The 24,614-nt window shown below is 66.9% G+C and carries 21 protein-coding genes; 8 read left to right on the plus strand and 13 right to left on the minus strand.

From position 1 onward, the window contains the following. Positions 1–122 precede the first annotated feature (122 nt). Positions 123–4,655, minus strand: coding sequence for an ATP-dependent helicase (locus tag G6N38_RS17855; RefSeq protein WP_163749424.1), 4,533 nt, complete (start codon positions 4,653–4,655; stop codon positions 123–125). A gap of 141 nt (positions 4,656–4,796) precedes the next feature. Between G6N38_RS17855 and G6N38_RS17860 the strand changes: the two genes are divergently transcribed. Then, complete coding sequence (locus tag G6N38_RS17860) at positions 4,797–7,958, plus strand: adenylate/guanylate cyclase domain-containing protein (protein ID WP_163752085.1); 3,162 nt, start codon at positions 4,797–4,799, stop codon at positions 7,956–7,958. A gap of 107 nt (positions 7,959–8,065) precedes the next feature. On the opposite strand, the gene G6N38_RS17865 is transcribed toward G6N38_RS17860, so the two are convergent. The 5 genes from G6N38_RS17865 to G6N38_RS17885 form a co-directional block, all read right to left on the minus strand. After that, a complete protein-coding gene (locus tag G6N38_RS17865) occupies positions 8,066–10,690 on the minus strand; it encodes a helix-turn-helix transcriptional regulator (protein ID WP_163749425.1) in 2,625 nt (874 codons plus the stop codon). A 20-nt stretch (positions 10,691–10,710) separates the two neighbouring features. Then, positions 10,711–11,985, minus strand: coding sequence for a cytochrome P450 (locus tag G6N38_RS17870; protein ID WP_179968409.1), 1,275 nt, complete (start codon positions 11,983–11,985; stop codon positions 10,711–10,713). Positions 11,986–11,994: 9 nt separating this feature from the next. After that, positions 11,995–13,407 (minus strand): NAD(P)/FAD-dependent oxidoreductase, encoded by a 1,413-nt coding sequence (locus G6N38_RS17875; RefSeq protein WP_163749427.1) that lies wholly within the window; start codon positions 13,405–13,407, stop codon positions 11,995–11,997. Further along, positions 13,404–13,619: a ferredoxin gene (locus G6N38_RS17880; protein ID WP_163749428.1), complete on the minus strand. Its 216-nt coding sequence runs from the start codon at positions 13,617–13,619 to the stop codon at positions 13,404–13,406. Before G6N38_RS17880 ends, G6N38_RS17875 begins: the two co-directional genes overlap by 4 nt. A gap of 61 nt (positions 13,620–13,680) precedes the next feature. Continuing rightward, positions 13,681–14,049, minus strand: a complete 369-nt coding sequence (locus G6N38_RS17885; protein WP_163749429.1) for a heme-binding protein — start codon at positions 14,047–14,049, stop codon at positions 13,681–13,683. Between the two features lie 109 nt (positions 14,050–14,158). Between G6N38_RS17885 and G6N38_RS17890 the strand changes: the two genes are divergently transcribed. Continuing rightward, the gene (locus tag G6N38_RS17890) at positions 14,159–14,422 is read left to right on the plus strand and encodes a hypothetical protein (protein WP_163749430.1); all 264 of its coding nucleotides are present in this window, start codon (positions 14,159–14,161) and stop codon (positions 14,420–14,422) included. Between the two features lie 5 nt (positions 14,423–14,427). After that, positions 14,428–15,519 (plus strand): epoxide hydrolase family protein, encoded by a 1,092-nt coding sequence (locus G6N38_RS17895; protein ID WP_407662998.1) that lies wholly within the window; start codon positions 14,428–14,430, stop codon positions 15,517–15,519. 4 nt (positions 15,520–15,523) lie between these two features. Here G6N38_RS17895 and G6N38_RS17900 read toward each other — a convergent pair whose 3' ends face one another. From G6N38_RS17900 to hglS, 4 genes are read right to left on the minus strand one after another with little or no spacing between them, the layout of a single operon-like run. Beyond that, on the minus strand, positions 15,524–15,778 hold the full coding sequence (locus G6N38_RS17900) for a hypothetical protein (protein WP_163749432.1): 255 nt from the start codon (positions 15,776–15,778) through the stop codon (positions 15,524–15,526). After that, positions 15,775–16,422, minus strand: a complete 648-nt coding sequence (locus tag G6N38_RS17905) for a TetR/AcrR family transcriptional regulator (RefSeq protein ID WP_163749433.1) — start codon at positions 16,420–16,422, stop codon at positions 15,775–15,777. Before G6N38_RS17905 ends, G6N38_RS17900 begins: the two co-directional genes overlap by 4 nt. A gap of 41 nt (positions 16,423–16,463) precedes the next feature. After that, positions 16,464–18,011: an L-piperidine-6-carboxylate dehydrogenase gene (gene amaB / locus G6N38_RS17910; protein ID WP_163749434.1), complete on the minus strand. Its 1,548-nt coding sequence runs from the start codon at positions 18,009–18,011 to the stop codon at positions 16,464–16,466. Further along, complete coding sequence (gene hglS, locus G6N38_RS17915) at positions 18,008–19,252, minus strand: 2-oxoadipate dioxygenase/decarboxylase (RefSeq protein WP_163749435.1); 1,245 nt, start codon at positions 19,250–19,252, stop codon at positions 18,008–18,010. The genes amaB and hglS overlap by 4 nt, the downstream gene beginning before the upstream one ends. A 27-nt stretch (positions 19,253–19,279) precedes the next feature. Here hglS and G6N38_RS17920 point away from each other — a divergent pair, with 27 nt between their 5' ends. The 3 genes from G6N38_RS17920 to G6N38_RS17930 are packed head-to-tail and all read left to right on the plus strand — an operon-like array spanning position 19,280 to position 21,857. Then, positions 19,280–19,753 (plus strand): Lrp/AsnC family transcriptional regulator, encoded by a 474-nt coding sequence (locus tag G6N38_RS17920; RefSeq protein WP_163749436.1) that lies wholly within the window; start codon positions 19,280–19,282, stop codon positions 19,751–19,753. A 48-nt stretch (positions 19,754–19,801) separates the two neighbouring features. After that, the gene (lat, locus tag G6N38_RS17925; protein WP_163749437.1) at positions 19,802–21,163 is read left to right on the plus strand and encodes an L-lysine 6-transaminase; all 1,362 of its coding nucleotides are present in this window, start codon (positions 19,802–19,804) and stop codon (positions 21,161–21,163) included. 10 nt (positions 21,164–21,173) lie between these two features. Next, complete coding sequence (locus G6N38_RS17930; protein WP_163749438.1) at positions 21,174–21,857, plus strand: sensor domain-containing protein; 684 nt, start codon at positions 21,174–21,176, stop codon at positions 21,855–21,857. A 67-nt stretch (positions 21,858–21,924) separates the two neighbouring features. On the opposite strand, the gene G6N38_RS31250 is transcribed toward G6N38_RS17930, so the two are convergent. Beyond that, positions 21,925–22,107: a Rho termination factor N-terminal domain-containing protein gene (locus G6N38_RS31250; protein ID WP_108059995.1), complete on the minus strand. Its 183-nt coding sequence runs from the start codon at positions 22,105–22,107 to the stop codon at positions 21,925–21,927. 64 nt (positions 22,108–22,171) lie between these two features. Next, positions 22,172–22,309 (minus strand): hypothetical protein, encoded by a 138-nt coding sequence (locus tag G6N38_RS17940; protein ID WP_163749439.1) that lies wholly within the window; start codon positions 22,307–22,309, stop codon positions 22,172–22,174. A gap of 561 nt (positions 22,310–22,870) precedes the next feature. On the opposite strand from G6N38_RS17940, the gene G6N38_RS17945 reads away from it, so the two are divergent. Beyond that, positions 22,871–23,308 carry an ATP-binding protein gene (locus tag G6N38_RS17945; RefSeq protein WP_163749440.1) on the plus strand — a complete coding sequence of 146 codons (438 nt, stop codon included), beginning with the start codon at positions 22,871–22,873 and terminating at the stop codon, positions 23,306–23,308. After that, the gene (locus tag G6N38_RS17950; RefSeq protein WP_163749441.1) at positions 23,305–24,096 is read left to right on the plus strand and encodes an RNA polymerase sigma factor SigF; all 792 of its coding nucleotides are present in this window, start codon (positions 23,305–23,307) and stop codon (positions 24,094–24,096) included. Before G6N38_RS17945 ends, G6N38_RS17950 begins: the two co-directional genes overlap by 4 nt. On the opposite strand, the gene G6N38_RS17955 is transcribed toward G6N38_RS17950, so the two are convergent. Beyond that, on the minus strand, positions 24,067–24,462 hold the full coding sequence (locus tag G6N38_RS17955; RefSeq protein ID WP_163749442.1) for an STAS domain-containing protein: 396 nt from the start codon (positions 24,460–24,462) through the stop codon (positions 24,067–24,069). The two genes, G6N38_RS17950 and G6N38_RS17955, sit on opposite strands and share 30 nt — an antisense overlap. Between the last annotated feature and the right edge of the window lie 152 nt (positions 24,463–24,614).

Here is a 24,614-nt window from a genome sequence, read left to right on the forward strand (position 1 = left end):
GGGTGCGTCACCTGTTGCAGTCCCGCAGGTCGATCATCGATCCCGGCGGGGCGCCGGCAATCTGACGGCGATCCGGGCGGTCAACCTGGGGCCTAGTTCGGCCGGCTACCGATCCCAATATCTCAGCGCAGCCGGAGTCCCCGGGGCGTGCGGGAGAAACCGGCGTCGACCAGCGCGTCGGCTGTCGTCTTACGGCCGGGATGCGCGGCGGCCTCCAACACCGACACTCCATCGAGCTTTTCGACCAGCACGCCGCCAATGCGGCCGCTACTGACCAGCTCGGCCAGCGTTCCCGCCGCGGCACGCTGCGCCTGGCCATCGGCACTGAAGTTCACCAGCGATCGCCCACCCCGCTCCAGGAACCACACCAGCTCACCATCCACCAACACCACCAGCGCACCCGCCTTGCGCCCGGGCCGATGGCTGGCATCGGTATCGGCGCGAGCGGGCCACGGCAATGCCGCGCCATACGGATTGGCCGGGTCGGCCGCGGCCAGCACAACCGCGTGATAGTCCGGGCGTTCGGGATCCACCCCGTCGAGGTAGGTCCGCAGCCGGTCCACCGTCGATGCCACGGCGAACTGCGCCCCACCAAGAGATTCCACGAAATAGCCGCGCTGGCAGCGCCCCGCCTCTTCGAACCCGGTGAGTACCTTGTACAACGTCGCGAATCCCCCCGGCACACCTTCGGCGGCCGTCGCGCCCTTGGTCAGCACACCGTGGCGGTTGAGTAAAAGATCAGCGGAGAAGTGCGCTCGCAGAGTCGAATCCGGCTCGCGGATCGGAAGTGCCGACCATCGGCCGGCGACGGTCGAATCCACCGCTCGAGTCTGCGGATGCGCCACCGAATACCGGCTCAGTCGCGGCGCGCGCCGCTGCCGATGCGCAGGCGCGGCCGGACGACGGGTGCCCGGCTTACGCCCACCGGCCAGCATCGCGCGCACTGGGGCGAACGTGTCACCGGTGACCCAGCCGGCCCAGATCAGATCCCACAGTGCAGCTTTGAATGCCTCTTCGGATCCGCCGACCAGCTGCCGGAAGAAGAACGCGCCACGGGCTTCGCCGGGCTCCCCGAGAACCTCGAGTATCGCCCGGTGGACATCAGTGAAATCGATTTCGGCCGGCGCCGCGAGCGTCAGCGGTGCGGTCTCTGCGTGATGGAACGCGATCCAACCGTCGCTGCCCGAGATCGAGCCGGCCCCCGACCAGGTGACCTCACCAGAGGCCAGCAGCTCGTCGAGCATTGCCGGCTGGTAGTCGCGCACCCGCGGCCCGAACACCAGCGGTTCGACCGCGGAGGCCGGCAATGGCACCCCGGCCAACTGGTCGATCACCGCGGCCAACCCGTCGACCCCCGACGTAGCCGAGCTGCCGACCTGCTGCCACGCCGGCAGGAAGCGGGCATAGGCGGCCGTGCTCACCGGTTCTACCTGCGCACGCAGCGCGGCCAACGAGCGACGACGCAGGATGCGCAGCACCTCGACGTCGCACCACTGATCTGCGTCCGGACCGGCGACGAATTCGCCTCGAATAAGCTTGCCATCCACCGCCATTCGTCCCAGGACGTCGGCGGCGATCCGTAGCCCGAGCCCGAACCGGGTGGCGGCCTCGGTGGTGGTGAACGGTCCATGGGTACGGGCGAACCGGCCCATCAGCTCGCCGAGCGGATCGGCCACCGCCTCGGTGAAACTCGCCGGCACCCCGACCGGCACCGCGACGCCGACCGCGTCACGCAGCCGCCCGATGTCCTCGATGCTGGCCCACCACGACTGGCCGGCATAGGTCAGCGGTAGCGCGCGTTTGGCCGCGTACAGGCCCTCGAGCCACCCGCCGATATCGCTGGCGGTGCAACGCTGTGCGATCTCGGCTTCGGTCAGTGGGCCGAGCAGACGTAGCAGGTCGGCCACCCCCTCGGCGTCGCGGGCTTTGCGATCCTCGGAAAGGTGTTGCAGCTGGCGCGATGTGGCCGCGATGACGTCGGGGTCGAGCAGTTCCCGCAGCTCGACGCGGCCCAACAGCTCGGCCAGCAGCGTGCTGTCCAGGGATAGCGCGGCCGCGCGCCGTTCGGCCAGCGGGCTGTCGCCCTCATACATGAAGGCCCCGACGTAGCCGAACATCAGCGACGCGGCGAATGGCGACGGCGTCGGCGTCTCGACTTCCACCAGCCGCACCCGTCGCTGCGCGATCCGGCCCATCAGCTCGGTCAGCGTCGGAACGTCATATACGTCCTGCAGGCATTCGCGCACCGCTTCCAGCACGATCGGGAAATCGGGGTATTTGCGTGCAACGTCGAGCAATTGGGCCGCCCGTTGACGCTGATGCCATAGCGGCGAGCGCTTACCGGGATTGCGCTTGGGCAGCAGCAGCGCGCGCGCCGCGCACTCCCGGAACCGCGACGCGAACAATGCCGAACCACCGACTTCGGTGGTGACCAGCGGCTCGATCTCGTCGGGGGAGAACACGAACAGGTCCGCCCCGGGCGGAGCGTCCTCGGTGTCGGGCAACCGCACCACGATTCCGTCGTCGGAAGCCGTCGGTTTCTCGTCGATTCCGTAGCGCTCCAACAGGCGGCGGCTCACCGCCAGAGCCAGCGGCCCGTGCACCTTCAAGCCGTACGGCGAGTGCAGCACCACCCGCCAGTCGCCCAGCTCGTCACGGAACCGTTCCACCAGCAGGGTGGTGTCGCTGGGCACCGTGGCGGTGGCGGTGCGCTGATCGTCGAGCAGCTTCCAGAGATTCTCAGTGGCATAGTCGGCGAAACCCAGATCACTGCAGCGCTTTTCGAAGTCATCGCGGCCCAGGCCGGCCAGCTCGCCGGTGAACTTGCCGATCGCCTGGCCCAGCTCGGCGGGCCGGCCGCTGTCATCACCGCGCCAGAACGGTAGCCGGGCCGGTTGCCCGGGCGCGGGGATGACCAACACCCGATCGTGGGTGATCTCGGTGATCCGCCAGCTGGTGGCGCCGAGCGAGATGACATCGCCGGGCCGCGACTCGTACACCATCTCCTCATCGAGTTCACCCACCCGCGAGGGCTTTTCGGAATCAGTGGCCAGGTACACAGTGAACATGCCACGGTCCGGGATCGCCCCGCCGGACGTCACGGCCAGCCGCTGCGCACCCGGGCGGGCGGTCAGCGTGCCGGTGTCCCGGTCGTAAATCAGCCGCGGGCGCAGCTCGGCGAAGTCGGTGGAGGGGTACTTGCCCGACAGCAGGTCCAGCGTCGCCTCGAACGCGCTGCGCGGCAACGTCGCAAACGGTGCGCTACGCCGGACCACATCGAACCATTGCTCGGCGTTGATCGGCTCCAGGGCGCACGCGGCGACGGTGTGCTGGGCCAGAATATCGAGCGGATTGGTGGGCACCCGCATGGTCTCGATCTGTCCGGCAAGCATGCGTTGCACGCTGACCGCGCATCCGATCAAGTCGGTGCGGTGTTTGGGAAACAACACGCCACGCGATATTTCGCCGACCTGGTGTCCGGCGCGGCCGATGCGCTGCAATCCGCTGGCCACCGACGGCGGAGCCTCCACTTGGATCACCAGGTCGACGGCACCCATATCGATGCCGAGTTCCAGGCTCGACGTCGCCACCACCGATTTGAGCCGCCCGCTCTTGAGATCGTCCTCGACGAGAGCGCGCTGCTCCTTGGACACCGAGCCGTGGTGGGCGCGGGCCAACAGCGGCTCGGCGCCGTAGGTTTGGCCGCTGCCCATGATGTGGGCCGGCGGCCCGCCTGGCACCTGGCGGTTGGGTGGTGCGTCCAGTTCGATACCCGAGCGCTCGGCGTGAATCTCGTTGATACGGGCAGTGAGTCGCTCGGCGAGCCGCCGGGAATTGGCGAACACGATGGTCGAGTTGTGGGCCTCGATGAGGTCGACGATGCGGGCTTCGACATCGGGCCAGATGGAATTGTTGTTCGGCGCGGCCATATCGGGTACGGGCACCTGCACGGCCAGCTCGAATGTCTTGGCCGCCGGCGGGGCGACGATGGTGGTCGGCCTGGTCGCGCCGGACAAGAACCGGGCCACCTCCTCGGGTGGGCGGACCGTCGCCGAGAGCCCGATGCGCTGGGCCGGGGTCTCCAGCAGCGCGTCGAGCCGCTCGAGCGACAGCGCCAGGTGTGCGCCGCGCTTGGTGCCCGCCACGGCATGCACCTCATCGACGATCACGGTCTGCACGCCGGTCAGCGTTTCGCGGGCTGCCGAGGTCAGCATCAGAAACAGTGACTCCGGCGTGGTGATCAGGATGTCGGGTGGCTTGGCGATCAACTCGCGGCGACGGGCCGGCGGGGTATCGCCGGAGCGCACCCCGACGCTGATCTGCGGGGCCGGCACACCGTCCCGTTCGGCGATGCGGGTGATACCGGTCAGCGGGGTGCGCAGGTTGCGCTCGACGTCGACGGCCAGCGCCTTGAGTGGGGAGATGTAGAGCACCCGGGTGCCCTTCACGTCGGGTTCGTGGGCTAGCCGGTCGATCGCCCACAGAAACGCCGCCAACGTCTTGCCGGACCCGGTCGGGGCGACGACCAGCGTGTTGTCGCCGTCAGCGATAGCCGACCAGGCGTTGGCCTGCGCCGCCGTCGGCTCAGCGAAGGTGCCCGTGAACCAGCGCCGGGTCAGCGGACTGAACCGGCCCATCGGATCGGCGGGGCTCATGTCTCCAGACTGCCAGGGGGCACCGACAACCAGGTCTGTGCTGCCTTCTTTTCCCGCAAAAGTCCTTGACCAGCCCTACCCTTTAGCTGATCGGGCCGCGAGGGCTGTGGGTTCGGGGGTGAAGTGACGTCGGCGACGGCAATGTGTCGGTCCTGCGGGACGAAGGCACCGGCAGGTGCCCGGTTCTGCGGTGCCTGCGGGGTGCGGCTGGCGACTGACACCGATGCCGCGGAGTACAAGCACGTGACGGTGCTGTTCGCCGACGTCGAGCGGTCGATGGATATCGCGGCCGCCCTGGACATCGAGCGGTTGCGCGAGGTCATGACCGAGCTGGTGGAACGGTCGACGACGGTGCTGCGCCGCTACGGCGGGACCGTGGAGTTCAACGGCGACGGGGTCATGGCGCTGTTCGGCGCCCCGGTGGCGTTGGAGGACCATGCGTTCCGGGCCTGCATGGCCGCCCTGGAGGTCCAGGGCGAGGCGGCCCGGCTGGCGGCCGAGGTGAAGCAGCGGGACGATATCGACTTCCGCGTGCGGGTGGGTCTGAATTCCGGGCGCGTGATCGCCGGGGAGATCGGGTCGGGGGCGTTCGGATACCGCGCGATCGGCGAGACGGTCGGGTTCGCGCAGCGGATGGAATCCGTGGCGCCGCCGGGTGGGGTGATGCTGTCAGAATCGACCGCCCGCCTCGTCGAGGACCTGGTGATGCTGGGCGGACTCGATCAGGTGCGGATCAAGGGAGCCGATCAGCCTGTTGCGGTGCGGCAGCTGCTGGGCATCAGGCCACGCAGTGGTGGGATTGGCCGCGTCCAATCGAGCCTGGTCGGTCGCAGCGACGAGATGGCCGCCATCGAGGCGGCACTCGATTCCGCAACCGACGGGCGCGGCGGCGTCCTCAACGTCGTGGCGCCGCCCGGAATCGGAAAGTCCCGGTCGGCCCGAGAGGCAGCAGCACTGGCGACGGCGCGTGGATTCGAGGTGATCTGGGTCTTCTGCGAATCACATGCACGCGACATCTCGTTCGGGGTGATCGCGCGGTTGTTGCGGGCAGCCACCGGCGTCGCGGACCTCGACGGTCAAGACGCGCGTGCCCGAACACGGAGTGTCGTGCCCGAGGCCGACCCGCAGGATGTGCAGTTGCTCGACGACCTGCTCGGTATCGCTGATCCCGAAGCCGTGCTGCCGGTCATTGAGCCAGATGCCCGGCGGCGGCGTCTTACCGCACTGGTCCACAGTGCGTCGTTGACGCGTACTCGACCCGCGCTCGTGATCGTCGAGGACGTCCAGTGGATCGATGCGGTCAGCGAGTCGATGCTGTGCGACTTCCTCGCCGTCATCGACCAGTCACCCACGTTGGTGCTGATCACCTCCCGCCCCGAATATGCTGGAGCGCTGGTGGAAGCTCCCGGCTCTCGGGTGATACAGCTTGCCCCCCTGGGTGATTCGGATATTGCAGCGCTGCTGGACGAGCTGCTCGGACCGGATCCAGCGATGTCCGATCTGACGGCCATCATCGCGGATCGGGCGGCCGGCAACCCGTTCTTCGCCGAGGAGATAGTGCGCGAACTGGCGCAGCGCGGGGTTTTGGCCGGCGAACGCGGCGACTACCGCTGTCGTGGAGACGTTTCCGAGGTCACCGTGCCCGCGACGGTACAGGCGGCCATCGCCGCACGAATCGATCGGTTGGGCCCAGCGGCGCGATACACATTGAACGCGGCATCGGTGATCGGGGAGCGCTTCGGCGCAGACCTACTGGCCGCGCTCGACGTCGACGCTGAGTTCGCCGAACTGCTGAACACCGAGCTGATCGACCAGGTGCAGTTCACCCCGGCCGCTGAATACGCCTTCCACCATCCCCTGATCCGCGCCGTGGCCTACGAAGCGCAGCTGAAATCCGGTCGCAGCGAATGGCATCGGCGCTTGGCCGCTGCGATCGAGCGGTCTGCGCCAGACTCGGTGGACGAAAACGCGGCTCTGATCGCCGAACATCTTGACTCAGCAGGCGATCTGCACGCGGCCTACGGCTGGCAGATGCGGGCGGCCGCATGGTCAGTCAAGCGTGACATCACCGCCGCCCGGCTGCGCTGGGACCGGGCATACCGCATTGGCAAACGACTCCCCGAAGACCGACCGACAGAGCTGTCCATGCGCATCGCACCGCTCACAATGCTGTGCGCCACCGATTTTCACGCCAAAGCCGCTCACGAGAGTCGAGGGCGGTTCGCCGAGCTGAGGCAGTTGTGCGCTATCGCGGGAGACAAGGTCTCGCTGGCGATCGGTATGACGGGGCTGGTCACCGAGCACCTCTACGTTGGTCGTGGCGGCGAGGCCGCGAGGCTGGCATCCGAGCAGATGGCGCTGCTCGAGTCGATCGGTGATGCCAACCTGACGGTCGGCCTGGGATTTGTCGCATTCGCCACTTGGTTCGATCAGGGCGAATTCGATGAGATGTTGCGGTGGACGCAGACGGTCATCGACCTGGCGGCCGGTGATGCCACCAAGGGCAACGAATTCGGATTCGGGTCACCACTGGCGGCCGCGATAACCTTCCGCGGCGTGGCCCGGTGGTGGCTGGGCCGTGCGGGATGGCGCGAGGACCTCGACGTTGCCCGTGCGATGGCGCGGAACTCCGATCCGGCGACCTTTGGCTATGTTCTCGCCTGGACTTACTGCATCGAGATCGCCTACGGGGTACTCCTTGCCGACGACGTCGCCGTACAGGCAAGCGACGACGCGGTGCAGACCGCAGAACGACTTGGCAACGACTACGTGCTGCTTCTCGCCGAGTACGGGTTGGGTGTCACCTTGGCGCATCGCGACGACCTGCCCGACCGGCAGCGTGGCCTGGAGCTGATGGAGAAGGCTCTCGCCCTGTTGCGGGTGCGCATCCCATCGTTGGTTCCCGTCACCGCGTTGTGGGTTGCCCGGGATCGCGCCAGGGTCGGCGACCGTGACACCGCCATCACGGTGATGCGAGAAGCCGTGGACGAGCTGTATCGGGAGTCTCGGCTCGGGTATTTCGTTGCCGGCGTTGCGAATCTAGTCGAGACATTGATCGACCGTGGAGCCGACGGAGACTTGGCTGATGCCGAACTGGCGATCGATCAGATCGCTGGCATGAAGCCGGACGACGTGTCGGCGATCCGTGAAGTCACGCTGCTGCGGTTGCGGGCACTGCTGGCCCGGGCACGCGCCGACCCGTCATACCGCGACTGGGTGCGTCGTTATCGTGCCATGGCCGAATCCCTCGGCTATGACGGTCATATCGCTTGGGCCACGGCAATGGACGTGGGTGAGCGCTAACTCCAGCCGGTCCCCCCAGCGGGCCGGAGTCAGCGCTCACCGGCTCTCCCGATGCAGCTCTGAGATACATCATTGCCCGGACCGGTGCGGATGCGTGCAGTAGTGCACTACTGCAATTTACGGGGTGAGCGGCCCACCAATGCGGCGAGCTCCTCGCGGCTGCTGGTTCCGGTCTTGGCCATGGCCCGCAGGACGTGACTTTCGACGGTGCGCACCGACAGCGTCAGCCGCTCGGCGATCGCGCGGTTGGACAACCCTTGACCGATCAGCATCGCGATCTCTCGCTCCCGGTCGGTCAGCGGCAGCGGTTCGGCGGCCTGGCGCAGCGCCGGAGTGACCAACCCACCGCAGCGCTCGGCCACCGCCGCAGCGCGGGTCGAACACCCAAGAGCTGACCCGCGCTGGTCGTGACGACGGTATGCCAGCGCGGCGTGCGCAGCGGCGTCGACGGCGGTGACCAGATCGCCCAGCTCTTCGAAACCCTCTGAAACCGAGGATAGTTCGCTGCCATCGCCATCTCGTAGAGCCGCAGCGAAGCGGGCGGCCAGTCCGGCCCTCGGACCGGAGACAATCGACTCCAATTCCGCCAGCCGCGAGGCGCTGGTCCGATCCCCGAACTGGGTGGCTGTTTGCAGACAGAGCACCTCGGCGCCGAATTGACCATTCTGCGAAGCCCTTTCGGCCGCCGACAAGCAGTTGCCGATCGCTTCGCTGACCGCGCCCTGGCTCGCCACCACCCACGCCCGGGCCAGGCTCCGCTCATAGTCCAGCGACCTGAACGGGCGCCGAATGTGGTCGAGGTCGGCGAGCCGTGCGGCCGCCTCGTCGGTGTCGCCGTGCATCGCGAGTGCGGTCACGAGTACGACGCTGTAGCGGAACCCCCAGCCCATCACATGGCCGGCGGCGGACAGCCCGACGGTTCCCTGCTTCAGCAGTCGGCACGCGGAGTCGAGCTGTCCCGCGCCGAGCGCCGCCCGGCCGGCCACCGCGGCGCCCAATAAGTGAGCGTCGCCGGGAAGGTCGTCGCCTTGCCGGCGCACGCCGTCGGCCACCGCAACGGCCTCGCGCACACGACCGGCCAGCAACAGTGCGGTCAGGTGTGCGTCGGCGATGTTGAACCGCATCTGGGGGGCGTCGAACCGGCGCGTGGCGGCTTGGTATCCGGCCTCCGCGTGGGCCTCGGCCTCGGCGGTCTGTCCTGCCTCGCCCGAGATGACGGTGAGTGCCCAGCCGATCTCCGCACCCACAACCGGGGGCAAGTCGGCGAGCGCAAGCTTGTTCGCCGCCCGCTTGGCGGCCTGCGGGTTGTCGGTGGCGAACCAGTGCACCATGCGAAAGGCGTCCAGGTAGCTGTGTGCTTGCGGTGTCGTGATGCCGGATGCCTGGTCGACGATCTCGATCGCCCGTCCCGAGTTGCCGAGTGCCCACAGCATGTTGCTGGCGCGCAGGAAGGTGAGGCGGGCCTGGTCGACGTCGGTGAGCTCGCCGGTGGTCACAGCGTCGAGTACGGCGTCGGCTTCTTCGCCGCGGGATAGCCAGGAAAGTGCGTGTGCTCGAACGAAATTGGGCTCGGGTCCGGCTCCGACGGCAACTGCTGCCTCGGCAAGTCGATCGGCGAGTCGTAGGTCCGCCATCCACACCGCGCCGTGAGCCGCCCGAACGAGAAGGCTTGGGTCGGGGGCCAGATCGGACTCCATGCCCAACGCCGCCCGCTTCACTACGGACCGAATATCATCGGCGTCAACAGCTTTGGATAGTTCGGTGGCGACGAGACCGCGAAGTCGCCGTAGCCGGTACAGCGAGGCACGCCGCCGCCGCACCTCGCTGTAGATCGGGTGGGCCACCCGAACCTGGACTCTGCCGCCGCTAGGCTCGAGTGTGACGAGGTTGCGGATCTCGGCCTCTTCGATCGCTGCCGGGTCGGTGATTCCCATGAGCGTGTCCAGATCCATCGGTTCGGCAACGGCCAGTACGTCGATCACGTCGCCGACGGGGGCAGGTAGCGTGCCGATCCGGGACTCTACCAACCCGATCAGGTCGGCGGGCAGCGCAGGATCGCCGCTCCAATGCCAGGTGTCGCGCTGCAGTGCGAGTCGACCGTCTGCCACCTCCTGCTCGACGATATTGCGCAGGTATAGGGCGTTGCCGCCCGTCAACTTCCAAAGTCGTTGCGATGAAATGGTTTCCACTGGTCCGGTAAGAGCCGCGGTGAGAACCGCCGTGGTCTCGTCAAGTGACAGCGGCTGGACGTCGAGGCGATCGAACTGGGCTGACGTCCACAGCTCCTGGAGTGGGGAGGGGACCGGCTCACCATCCCGCACGGTCAAGACCACCGTGGCGGCGTTGCGCTGTACCAGCTGATGGACGACGAAAATGGACAGATCGTCCAGCAGATGCGCGTCATCGACCGCCAGCACTACGCGAGCGTTCTTCCCCGGGGAGACCAACGAATCGATGACCCCGCGCACCAACTGGACGGTCTCAGTTGCACCGGGCTTGGTCCAGGCCGTGAAGGCGCCTAACGGAATCGACCGGGCTGAGGACGCGCCGACGACCCATCTGACCTCGAATCCCCGCGACTGAGCAAAACCCAGTGCCTCCCGGGCGATCCGGGTCTTTCCGACCCCGGCGGCACCCGACACGACGACACCCGCAACGTCGGGGGTCGCGATCGCGGACTCGATGGTTCTCATCTGCCCGGTGCGGCCGATCAGTGGCCACGACAAGCGCATTCGAGAAGGGTATCTCTCTGCTACGGGTCGATCGACGCGAAATCCACCCATAGATGCTGCGGCCCCCGGAACACCTGATTGTGCCGATAGGGCGGCGGGTCGACGACCAGTCGTGGGGAGCGCACCCGGCGCAGGAAGATCTCTAGAGCGACGTTGATCTCCAGCCTGGCCAGCGGTCCGCCAAAGCAGGTGTGGATTCCGCTGCCGAAGCCGAGGTGCTCGTTGTCCTCCCGGGTCGGGTCGAAACGGTCTGGGTTCTCGAACCGGCGCGGGTCGCGGTTGGCCGCCGCCCAGACCAGGAATACCGCCGACCCGGCCGGGATCCGCGTCCCGCCAATCTCGATGTCCGCGGTCGCCCACCGGCTCGGGAAGAACTGCACCGCGCCCTGGAGACGCTGTACCTCCTCGATGGTGCGCGGGATCAATTCGGGGTTGTTTGCCACCAGCTCCCACGAACCCTGATTGCGCAGCAACGTCATCACGCAGTTGCTGATGGTGTTGACCGTCGAATCGTGCCCGGCGATCAGGAGCAGCGACGCGTTGGCTTCCGCCACCGACTTCGACACCGGACCGTCGGGTCCGTCGTCATGCAGGGCGGCCGATAGCAAGCCTGGGGCCGGCTCACGGCTCAGACGCTCGACGAGATCATGAAGGTAGGAACTCAATTCGGCCATGCTCGCGGCGGCCTTCGCCGCCGCGGCCCGGCCGACTTCGGTGTCGCGCTCCGGTCCCAGGTCGGCGCCTTGCATGAAATCCGTCACGAGTGTGTGGAACATCGCTTCGTCGGCCATTGGCGCCCCGAGCACCCGGAATATCACCGAGACCGGGATCGGGTAGGAAAAGTCCTCCACGACATCCATCCGGTTGCCGCCGCCGACTCTGGCCCTTTCAGCGACCTTGTCCAGCAGGCCGTTGGCCAGGTCGGCGACCATACCTTCCATGCTCGGGATCAGGTCGGGGGAGTGCGGCGGACCGAAGTGACGCATGAACTGCCGGCGCATGCGGTCGTGGTCGGGCGGGTCGGACACGAGCATGCTCATGTCGCGGGCCTGGACGGCTTCCTCAGGCTCGAGTTGGGCCGGCTTCTCACCGAACAGACCCGATGGGCTGCGGCTGATGTCGGAGCTGATCCGCGGATCATGGGACAGCGCAACCGCTTCCGGATAGCCGGTCACGACGTAGGTCCTGTCCGAGACCTTGGCCACCGGTGTCTTGCGCAACTCCTCGAAGTACGGGTAGGGGTTCGGCCGGTTCTCGAACTTCATCGCCTCGGCCCAGGCGGTTGCGGCATCCATGCGCACTCCTTAAACGCGCGGCCGGTATTCGGCGCCACGCGAGGTCGGGTCGTGTCCGGTCAGCACGACATCGGGATTGCCCGCGGGCTCTCGCGGATCGGGGAAACGCGCCGGCATCACCTCGGTATCCGCGGGCCGGTCGTAGCCGGGGGGCGGGGGAGGGAACGGTGCGGACTTCTCGATCAGCGAGGCGTAGTAGGGCAACCACTTTCCGTGGTTGAACGTGACCGCGCCGACGATGCGGCCGCGTCTGCCGTATGCGGCGGCAAAGCGGCGCTCCGACGGCGACCCCTGGGTGAAGACGATCTCATCACCGTAGGAGCACACCCCGACACTCTTGATGTTGACGCCGAACTGGCCGGACCAGAACGACGGTAGCGGCAGGTGCGGCACCCGGCCGACTTCGAGGTTGATCATGTTGTTGGCGGCCACTTGGGCGCCGAAAACAGCATTGTCCCAATGCTCTTGGCACATGAATTCGTAGTCGTAGAGCACGTGCGGGGCGCGCGCGACATCGCCGGCGACGAAGATGTGATCGGTGACGACGCCGTTGATGTCGAACGCCCGGCAACCGGCGTCGCAGCCGACACCCCACTGGCCGGCGGCAAGCCCGGCACCGTCGAGCCACTCGACGTTGCGGATGGAGCCGAGTGAGGCCACCACGACGTCGACGTCGATGGCGGTGCCATCAGACAAATGGGCCTGACGCACGTGTCCGGCGTTGTCGCCCGAGAGACTTTCCACCGCCACGCCCGTGCGCAGATCGACTCCCGCGTCGCGCATCATGCCCGCGGCGATCTCGCTGATCACCCCGCCCAGCGCTCCCATCAGCGGGCCCCTGCCGCGCTCGGCCACGGTCACCGCAAGGTCGAGGTCGCGGCACACCGAGGCGATCTCCGAGCCGACGAACCCGGAGCCCACGATCAGCACCCGCTTGGGGCGGGCCTTGAGCGCCGCGGCAAGACCCGCGGCGTCCTCCACGGTGCGCACGGTGAAGACGCCCTGTAATGCACCCTCCGCGGGGTTGGGCCAGGGCCGCGCACGGGTTCCGGTGGCGATCAACAGCCGGTCGTACTCGACGTTCTCCCCGTTGGCCAGCTTGACGACGTGGTTGATCCGGTCCAGGCCGACCGCAGCCACCCCCAGTTTCCAGTCGGCGTCCACCGGCCGCAGTCGGGGCAGCTTGGTGTGGTTGGCGGGGACCCAGCCCTTGAGTACCTGTTTGGACAGCGGGGGGCGATCGTAGGGTTCGTGCGGTTCGTCGCCGACAATGGTGAGCGAACCGTTGAAACCCTTCTCCCGCAAGGCCTCCGCCGCACGCAGGCCGGTCAGAGATGCGCCTACGATGGCGATTCGACCTTCGGCCCGGAACTTCGTGACGATCTCGTCGAAGGAATAGGTGCCCCGCGCCCCGGGATTCATTTCGCGTCCCGATCCGACGGCGGCTCCACCTCGACGATGATGGCCTGCACGGGGCAGGACGCCGCCGCCCGCAGAACGCGCTGACGTTGCGAGTCGTCGGGGTTGGGGTCGTAGGCCAGGGCCTCCTCGCCGACCAGCTCGAGGACTTCTGGCGCCAGCGGGACGCACTGGGCATACCCCTGGCACTTGTTGAGATCGACCACCAACCGCATGAGCGCAGACACTAGCCGCGCTCGAAGCGTCGAAGTGACGCTTTGGATCGACGCGCGGTAGTTAGATAACCCCGGCGATGTCGGCCTTCAACGGAATGTTGCACCGGTTGCGCAGATCGACACCGGGCTGGCGAATCGCGGTGAGCTCATCCCGCACCTGTGGGTTGGCGGCAAGGTAGTCGTGGGTCTGCTGCTTGGCAGCGGATTTCGACAGTCCCTGCAGGCCGGTGAAGAAGTCGTTGACGTCGGGATGCGTGAACAGATACGTCGTCATCGAGGCCGAAACGCCGGTCATCACTGCCGTCACATCACCAGCGCTGCAGCCCGGGATCGGGTCTGCGGCCGCGGTTCCCGCCGTGCCGAAGAAGAGCCCGCCGGAGCCCGCAACCGCTACGGCGGCGTGAACAAGAGAACGAGTAGCAGACTTCATGCGGCTCCTATGTTGTGACTTTCGGATAGGTGGCAGTGTAGACAACTCACAGCTGTCACCATGCGGTAGCGACTGGGTACGATCAGCGAAACGACGATAAGGACATCTCATGCCACAGCTACGTCAGCTTCTGCTTCTGCCCGTCGCCGGCATCGGCGCCGCGGCCGCGATCCTGTCTGCCCCGGTCGCTGCAGCGGACGTGACGGGCACCAACTCGCAGCTTCCGCAGTGCGAAACGGTCAACGGTGACTCCATCAGCGGCGGCCAGACCACGGAATGTGCCACGCCGGGCAACACCGAGTTGAACGCGACGCCTCAGCAGTTCCCGGGTGAGGACGAGTTCTACGGGTTCCCCGCATTCGGCTTTTGGTGACCGATATCCGCCCGTTCCGGATCGCGGTCTCCGATGAGGTGCTTGCCGATCTGCATGACCGGCTCGCCCGCACCCGGTGGCCCGAGCGGGAATGCGTGGACGACTGGTCTCAGGGCATCCCGTTGGACTACACCCGCGAGCTGGCCACCTACTGGGCCGATGGATACGACTGGCGCCAGCGCGAGGCCGCGCTCAACCGGTTCGATCAGTTCGTCACCGAAATCGACGGACTGGACCTCCATTTCATTCACCAACGCTCCTCGAACCCCGATGCGCTGCCGCTGATCATCACCCACGGCTGGCCCGGTTCGGTGGTCGAATTCAGCAAGGTGATCGAACCGCTGACCGCGGACTTCCATGTGGTGTGCCCGTCGCTGCCGGGCTACGGATTCTCCGGCAAGCCGAGCTCGACCGGCTGGGGGATCGAGAAGATCGCGCACGCGTGGGACACCCTGATGACGCGGTTGGGCTATCAGCGCTACGGCGCCCAGGGCGGTGACTGGGGTGCGGCGGTGACCACGCAGATCGGCCGCAACGGTGGTAACTGCATCGGCATCCACACCAACATGCCGGTGGCTTTTCCGAGCGGCGGTCTGGACAATCCCACGCCGGAAGAGCAAGACGCGCTTGCGGCGGGGCAGTACTACGCCAACTGGGATTCCGGATACTCCAAACAGCAGTCCACTCGTCCGCAGACCCTTGGCTATGGATTGGCCGACTCCCCGGTGGGCCAGCTGGCCTGGATCATCGAGAAGTTCTGGGCGTGGACGGACTGCGACGGGCATCCCGAGAACGCGCTCACCCGGGACGAACTGCTCGACAATGTGATGATCTATTGGGTCACCAATGCCGCGACCTCCTCGGCCCGCCTGTACTGGGAGAGCTTCCGGTTCTTCGGCGCCCAGGGCAAGGTCGAGCTGCCCACCGGGATAGCGCGATTCCCGAAGGAGATCATGCGTCCCCCGCGGAGCTGGTGCGAGAACAGTTACAACGTGACCCGCTGGACGGACATGCCGCGCGGCGGGCACTTCGGCGCGTTCGAACAGCCGGAGTTGTACGTCGAGGACGTTCGGGCCTTCTTCGCCACGCTGCGCTGACCAATCAGGCCGTGTCGACCAGCTCGAATTCCTGCTCGAAGCGCACGTGGGCAAGTCCGCCGCGGGCTCGTCGGCCCGAGGGCAGCGACGGGTGTTCCAACCAGATGGAGACACCAGGCGAATTCCCGTCCTCGCGGCGCTCGATCCGAACCATCTTGGCCGCGTAGACGTAGCCCGACTCGGGGTCGTGGATGCTCACGAACTTCCCGACGTGTTCCTGGGTCAGGTCGCCGGCTTTGATCCTGGTGTTCGCGGTCATGCGTTGACGGCCTCGACGAGTGCGGCCGGGATGCTCGGCACCCGTTTGATCGCGTCGAGCAGGGCGTGGGCGCCGGAGTCGGCCAGGTGGTCGGCGTCGACCGACGGATCGAGTACCCGCTGGCGACACAGTTCGAAGGTGAACGCCAGCCAGGCGTACACGACCACCCGCAGGTCGCGTTCGACCTTGGAGTCCAGATCCCCGTGTACCACGCCGGTGATCGCGGCCATGATGCGCTGCATCTGGCGCTCGTTGTCGACGTCGTCGATACCGCGCAGCACCGGGTCGGTGCGGCCCATCCCGATGTAGGCCGCCCACGCGCCGTGCGGATGCTCCTCGTCGTAGCGGATATAGGCCAGCACGCCGGTACGCAGCCGATCGAACAAGGTCTGGCCCGCGGTCGCCGGGGTGTTGGTGGCCTGGAACAGGCGCTCACTTTCGGCCCGGACGACGGCGGCGAAGAACGCCCGTTTCTCGGGGAAGTAGTGGTACATCAGCGCCCGCGAGACCCCGGCGCGCTCGGCAATTTCGTCGATGCGGACCTCGTCGTACGGGCGCTGGCCGAACACCTCAGCGCCCAGGGCGAGCAGCTCGTTGCGCCGGTCATCCGGCGACAGGCGGCGACGGGCGGGTGGTTCCGACATGCGGACATTTTGACACATGTACAACAGCGTCGCTGCCACGATCAGCCGAAGTGCACGCCCTGAGCCAGCGGTAGCTCCGAGGAGTAGTTGACCGTGTTCGTGGCGCGGCGCATGTAGGCCTTCCACGAATCCGAGCCGGATTCGCGGCCGCCGCCGGTCTGCTTCTCGCCACCGAATGCCCCGCCGATCTCCGCGCCGGACGTGCCGATGTTGACGTTGGCGATCCCGCAGTCCGAGCCGTCGGCGGCCAGGAACCGCTCAGCCTCCCGAACGTCGGTGGTGAAGATCGCCGATGAGAGACCCTGCGGCACAGCATTGTTCAGTGCGATCGCCTCGTCGAGCGTATCGTAGGTCAGCACGTAGAGGATGGGTGCGAACGTCTCGTGGTGCACGATGTCGGTCTGGGCGGGCATCCGCACCACGGCGGGTTCGACGTAGAAGGCCTCGCTTGCCCCGTCGACGTGATGGCGCTGGCCGCCGATGACCTCACCGCCGTCGGCCTCGGCCTGCTCCAGGGCGCCGACCATGTCGCGGTAGGCGGTCTCGTGAATGAGCGGTCCGACGAGCGTTCCGTCGGCCGCCGGATCGCCGATCGGCAGCGTGCGGTACGCGGCGGCGATCCGCTCGACCAGCGCATCGGCCACCGAGGAGTGCGCAATCAGCCGCCGCAGTGTGGTGCAGCGCTGGCCAGCGGTGCCTGCTGCCGAGAACACGATGGCGCGCACAGCCAAATCCAAGTCGGCAGAAGGTGTTACGACGGCAGCGTTGTTGCCACCGAGCTCCAGCAGCACCCGGCCGAACCGCTCGGCGACACGGGGACCGACCTGCCGGCCCATCCGCACCGAACCGGTCGCCGACACCAACGCCACCCGCGGATCGTCGACCAGGGCCTCGCCCACCTCGCGGCCGCCGAGCACCAGCCGGCTCACGTGCGCCGGCGCCCCGACATCAGTTGCGGCCCGCTCGATAAGCGCCTGGCAAGCGATCGCGGTCAGCGGGGTGAGCTCGGAGGGTTTCCACACCACCGTGTCCCCGCATACCAGCGCCACCGCGGTGTTCCACGCCCACACCGCGACCGGGAAGTTGAACGCCGTTACCACCCCGACCACCCCGAGCGGATGCCAGGTTTCCATCAGCCGGTGCCCGGGGCGTTCCGATGCGATGGTGCGCCCGTACAGCTGACGCGACAATCCGACCGCGAACTCGCAGATGTCGATCATCTCCTGGACTTCGCCGAGGGCCTCCGAGGTGATCTTGCCGGCCTCGACGGTCACCGGGGTGGCCAGGTCGGCCTTGTGCTCGCGCAGTAATTCACCCAGTCGCGCGACCAGCTGGCCCCGAACCGGGGCGGGGGTGGTGCGCCAGGTTGAAAATGCCTGTGCAGCTTCGGCGATCGCACCCCTCGTCTGCTCGGGTGTGGTCTCGGCGACGGTGAACAGGATGTCACCGGTCACCGGTGTACTCGCCTGCAGGCCGTGCCCGCCGGGCTCGGCGAGGTCGGTGCGGGCACCGATCGCCTCGAATGCGGCGCGCACGGCGGCGCGCAGGTCCGCGGCGGTGGGCAGCGAGGTGGCGGTGGTGGTGCTCATGCGGGGGCCTCCTGGGCGGTCGCGTCGTAGAGGTCGTACGGGTCGTGGATTCGGCGGCCGATCGTGCCGGCCATCCAGTCGATGTCATAGCCGGAATCGTCTGCCACGGCGGCGGCTTCGGTGTCGGCGTCGAGATTGGACCGGAAGATCCCGGCCGCCGACGCGGGCAGGAAGTCCTCGTAGACCACCGGTGCGTTCGCGTCGCCGCGATGGTAGTAGGCCAGCCCTGCCGAAGCCATCTCGTCGTCGGAAGCGGGGAAGTAGTCGCCCCACTCGGCGGCCGGATCGGCGCTCGCCATCGCGGCGTCGTAGCGCTCGCGGCCCTTGCGGGTCAGTGCGACACCGCGGGCCTCCACCTCCCCGAAACGGACTCGCAGGGTGCCGTCGACGACGGTGCCGTCGGCTTCGCGGAAGCGGCGCGGCTCGGCAAGCGCGCGAAACGACGTCTGACGCAACAAGACAGCGGGGCCCTCGCAGGGCGGCGGTCCCTGAATCGCCTCGATCATCGTGACCCCGCGTTCGCTCATCCGCCGGTACAGGCCATCGATGTCGAGCACCCGCGGGGTGAGGTGGTTGATGTGGGTGGTGGGCACCCCGGCGATATCCGCGGCGACGGCAGAAACCGCGGTCAGTTCGGCATACCAGGCCCGGTCGACCGGTTCTGTGGACAAGGCGAACGCGGCTACCGCCCGTGGTACAAAGTCCGCCGCGGCATCGGCGTTGCAGCCGCCGTCGGCCGCGATCCGGCGGGCGTCAGCGATCAGGCCGGGGTCGAACAGTGTTCGGCTGCGCAAGCATTCGTCGACTCGTCGGCGCAAGTCGGTGTCGAAGAACCGGCCGTCTCTGGTGGCCAGCATCGAGGTGAACACCCGGAACGGGTTGCGTGCCAACTCCGCGGCGTCCACCGGCCGGAACGCGGTGGATACCACCGGTACTGGCGATGCGGCCTCGCGCAGGTCGTAGTAGCCCACCGGGTACATGCCGAACGCCGCGAAAAGGTCTGCGACGTCGGTCAATTCGCCCGGTGTGCCGACCCGGATCGCCCCGTGGCGTTCCGCGGTGACCCGCTCGATCGATCCGAGTCGCTGCGCCTGCGGGTGGCAAGCCACATAGTCGCGGTTGACGGCCTCGGCGACCTCGACGAGCGTGGTGTATGCCGGAACCTCGATGCCGTACATCGTCGATAACGCCGCGGCGAAGCGGGCCCGCAGTTGCCAGATCGCCACGTCAGGTGCGTTCATGAAATGCCGCCGGGATAGTCTGCGGCGATGGCGGACAGCACAGAGCCGGCGCACGATCTCGACGAGATCGATCGCACGCTGGTACGTGAACTCGTCGCTGATGGCAGGGCCACACTCGCCGAGCTGGCCGCCGCAACCGGGCTATCGGTCTCGGCGGTGCAATCGAGGGTGCGTCGGCTGGAGTCCCGGGGGGTGGTGACCGGGTACAGCGCCCGGGTGGACCCCGAGGCATTCGGGCACCTGCTGTCGGCGTTCGTGGCGATCACCCCTCTCGATCCTTCCCAACCCGATGATGCCCCCGCCCGACTGGAACACATCGCCGAAATCGAGGCGTGTTATTCGGTGGCCGGCGAGGAGAGCTACGTCCTGTTCGTGCGTGTGACGTCGCCGCGGGCGCTGGAGGGCCTGCTGCAACAGATCCGGACCGCCGCGAACGTGCGTACCCGAAGCACCATCATTCTCAATACATTTTACAGTGAGAGGGTCTCACTGCTGGAATAATTCAACCACAGCGCTAGGATATCGTAAAAATTACGATACGATCGCCTCATGACGGAACTCTTGTCGCGAGACGACGTGGTGTCGGTGTCCACTGCCGGCCGGCACAGCGCCGTCGAACCTGCGAATGTGCGTACCGTTCTGGCCCGCAGCATCCTGGCCGACGGGTTTGATCTGGTCCTCGATCTGGAGCGGTCGTCGGGCTCGTGTCTGGTCGACGCCCGCGACGGCGCGCGATACCTCGACATGTTCACCTTCTTCGCTTCCTCGGCGCTGGGCATGAACCATCCCGCGCTGGCAGACGATGTGGCGTTCCGCGCCGAGCTGGCCCAAGCCGCGATCAACAAGCCGTCGAACTCCGACGTCTACACCGTGCCGATGGCACGCTTCGTCGACACGTTCGCCCGGGTGCTCGGCGATCCCGACCTGCCGCACCTGTTCTTCGTCGACGGCGGCGCACTGGCGGTGGAGAACGCCCTCAAGGTGGCGTTCGACTGGAAGAGCAGGCACAACGAGGTCCGCGGGATCGACCCCGCGCTCGGCACCAGAGTCCTGCACCTGCACGGCGCCTTCCACGGGCGCAGCGGCTACACCCTGTCGCTGACCAACACCGACCCGGTCAAGGTTGCGCGGTTCCCCAAGTTCGACTGGCCGCGCATCGACGCCCCGTACCTGCGTCCGGACGCGAACATGGCTGCGCTGGAGGCCGACTCGCTGCGCCAGGCCCGTGCGGCGTTCGATGCTCACCCGCACGACATCGCCTGCTTCCTCGTCGAACCCATCCAGGGCGAGGGCGGCGACCGGCACTTCCGACCGCAGTTCTTCGCGGCGATGCGCGCGCTGTGCGACGAGCACGACGCACTGATGATCGCCGACGAGGTGCAGACCGGGTGCGGCATCACCGGCACCGCGTGGGCCTACCAACAGCTCGGCTTCGCCCCGGACGTCGTCGCATTCGGGAAGAAGACGCAGGTGTGCGGCGTCATGGCCGGCCGGCGCGTCGACGACGTCGCCGACAACGTCTTCGCGGTCAGTTCCCGGATCAACTCGACCTGGGGCGGCAACCTCGTCGACATGGTGCGCTCGCGCCGGATCCTCGAGGTGATCGAGGCCGATGGGCTGCTCGCCAACGCCACCGAGATGGGCGCCCACCTGCTCGCCGGACTCGGCGACCTCGCCCGCCGGCTACCCGATGAGGTCCGCGACGTGCGGGGCCGGGGACTGATGTGCGCTTTCAGCCTGCCCAGCACGAAGCGGCGCGACGCCGTGCTGAGCGCGCTGTGGGAGCGCGGTGTGATCATGCTCGGCAGCGGTCCGGACAGCGTGCGATTCCGGCCCGCGCTCACTGTGACACGTGCGGAGATCGACCGCGCGCTGGCCGCCTTGAGAGAGGTATTGCTCGCAGCGGTCTAGCATTCGGGGAATGCGGCTGCCCCCGGTCCTCGGTGTCCTCGGCGCGGCGGCGGTGGTGCTCGCCGGATGCGCGCAGACCGTCGCCGGAACGGCGGTGTCCAACCCCGCCCAGGGCATCAAGCCGTTGCGTGCCGACGACACCGACCAGGTGATGATCGGCCCCGCGCAGCTCCATGACATTGTCGGGGTCAAACTTCAGATCGATGCCGACCAGACCCGGCCCATCCCCGGATCCTCTGCGGTACCCGCCTGTTCGGCGCTCGACGCCGCCGGTATGGCCGCGTTCCTCGGCGACAAGTGGCTGGGGCTACACGTCCTGTTGTTCACCGATGGCGACCGGCACGACCACGTCGTGGCCGAGGCGGTCGCGGTCTATCCCGACACGAAGTCGGCGGCAGCACAGTTCGCGACCGGCACCAAGAACGCCAAGGCCTGTGACGGTCAACGGGCCTTGAGCACCGGCGGGGATGCCGCGTGGAAGTTCACTGTTCCCGAGATCAGCTCAGACACCGTGCGCTGGAACAAGCAGCAAATCGGCATTCCACTCGACTGGACCTGCTACGCCGAAGCCAGGCTGCGCAACAATGCCATCGTGCAAGCAATGGCCTGCCAGGGCGACGATGGCGGCCAGGTCACCGTGACGAGGATGACCGACCAGATGTCGGCGAGCGTGTGGGAGCTATCCGGCCGCTGACCCGTTGCCCTTGGTCCTCTGCCGATCCGCTGTTCCCATGGTCGTCGGACATGAAATGTCCCTTCCGTCAATAACTTCGGATCAGTGAGATCAGATTTTCCTTGCTCAGTCCGGAATAGCCCGAAATTCCAAGCTGCTTAGCTCTCTTCTTGAGCTCAGCGACGGTCCAGCCCTCGTAGGCGCAGGACCGACTGGGCCGAAAGAACCGAATGTCATCGACATCGGATCTTGCCGCAGTGGCACTCGACATCTCCTACCCCCTTTGCTGAGGTTCCGTTTCCCCGGTGGGGTTTGTACCCAGGGGAGCCATCGGGTCAAACATTGGCTAATTCCCGGAATTCATTCTGATCGCGGTCGGCACTGTCCGGGTCGGCTGCCTCGGCCGCCGGCAGATGTTGCTCGATGGCATCGGTGACGGGCACGTCGTCCAAGAATGATTGGCGATCGGTCATTCCCGCCAATTTACTCGGGGGCACAACCCGATTCTGATTCGGCGAGGTTCGCCAAAACCGAAATTTACGGTGGCGCAAGCTTTGACGCCCGCTGACCAAGATCGCCAACGGGGTAGGCGTTGTCCCACAGGGACATTGACGATTCGAGATCTGTCGATACGGAGCCGCTCCGCCAGTGCCCGGGCGTGGACCGTCCATTCGCGCCAACCGCGGGCGGTCGCCACTCGAGCGCCGCACGTCGGAGGCACTCGAGCGCGGCAGGTGTGGCGTCAGCTACCTGTGATCTGCCGCACCGCGTTCCCGTCGGCGAGCATGCGCAGGGTGGGGCGGGACGACTTCGAGCCCTGCGAATCACGGGCTCGCCGGTCGGGTCGTGAGCACCCTCACAACTCGGCCGAACGAGAATTTGCGACCGGCAGGTTTGGCGTATGCCGTTGGCTGGGTATGAGGTGGCCACCATGACGACGACTTCCTGGGCAGTGCTGTGCACGCCAACCCGGTCAGTACACGACCGTGGCTAGCACCTGGAGTAATGTCGGGTCGACATTGCCGGGAGGCCACATGAACGATGCCGAAAGCCGAGGTAGCGCGACACAACGGGGTGTCGGCGCTGTCGAATTGAGGGTTGCTGCCAGGTTGGAAAACCTTGCCGTACTGCGCACCGTGGTCGGTGCAGTCGGCACGTTTGAAGACCTGGATTTCGACGCCGTCGCAGATTTGCGGCTGGCCGTCGACGAGGCCTGCACCAGGCTGATCCGCTCAGCGTCGCCCAAGGCGACGCTGGTGGTGATAGTCGATGCGCACGACGACGTGGTCGTCGTGGAGGCCTCGACCACCTGCGACACCTCTGACGTTGTCACCCCCGGCAGCTTCAGCTGGCACGTGCTGAGCTCGCTGACCGATGATGTGCAGACGTTCCACAACGGTCACGAGCCCGGCGGCGAGGGGCAGGTTTTCGGCATCACCCTGACCACGAGGCGGGCGGGCTCCGGGCGGTGACTTCCCGAGCCACGGACAGTTCGTCGAGACGGACGAACTCGGAGTACGCCGACGTCCCGGACATGTTCCGGGACTTGGCGAAACTCGATCCTGACTCCCCAGAGCGCCAGCGCCACCGTGACCGCATCGTGGAGCGCTGCCTTCCGCTGGCTGACCACATCGCGCGTCGATTCGACGGCCGCGGTGAACCCCGTGACGATCTGGTGCAGGTGGCCCGCGTCGGTCTGGTCAACGCCGTCATTCGCTACGACGTCGAGACCGGTTCGGACTTCGTGTCGTTCGCGGTGCCCACGATCATGGGCGAAGTGCGCCGTCACTTCCGTGACAACAGCTGGTCGGTGAAGGTGCCGCGCCGGCTCAAGGAGTTACACCTGCGGCTGGGTGCGGCGACCTCGGAGCTGTCCCAGCGGCTGGGGCGGGCACCGACCGCATCCGAACTCGCCGAGGAACTGGAGATGGAGCGCGAAGAGGTCATCGAGGGCCTGGTCGCCGGCAGTTCCTACAACACGCTGTCAATCGACAGCGGTGGTAGCGGTAGCGACGAGGACGCGCCGGCAATCATGGACACCCTCGGTGATGTCGACCTGAGCCTGGACCAGATCGAAAACCGCGAAGCGTTGCGCCCGCTGCTCGAACAATTGCCAGAGCGGGAACGCACCGTACTTCTGCTGCGGTTCTTCGAGTCACTCACCCAGACCCAGATCGCCGAGCGCGTGGGCATCTCACAAATGCACGTCTCCCGCCTGCTGGCCAAGTCGCTAGCTCGGCTCCGCGACCAACTGGAGTAGGCGACGGGGTTCGCCGTCGAGGAGTTCGATCGCCTCGGGGATCGAATCGACGACCGGCAACGTGTGGTCTGGATCGCAGACCCGCATCAGCCGCGACACGGCTTCGCCGGTCACCATCGCCCATCGTGCCGAGGCATTGGCGCACCGGACGTTGATGGTGTGCAACGCGGAGAACCCCGCTGTTCCAAAGAACTCCAGTGAGCTCAGGTCCACGACCAGTTGCGTGCCGGCGGCGGCGGATTCGTCGACACGGTCGGCGAAGGCGGCGGAGTTGGATGCATCGAGCTCACCGTGAACTGTGATGATTCCGACGGTGTCGTCGATCCAGCGGGTGTGCAAGCGTGCGGTGGTATGAGTGACAGACATAGTGACTCCATCAGTGAACGAGTATTCGTACTGTGGATCACGCCAAGCAGGGTCAAGTGGGAAGGCCCGTGATGTGTGGGAGCTCGCGCGCCTCACACGTCTTTGACGTAGTTCCGGGCGGCTGTGAACTCAACCTGTTGTGAACAGTACGC

The sequence above is a fragment of the Mycolicibacterium helvum genome, assembly GCF_010731895.1.
Taxonomy (GTDB): Bacteria; Actinomycetota; Actinomycetes; order Mycobacteriales; family Mycobacteriaceae; genus Mycobacterium; species Mycobacterium helvum.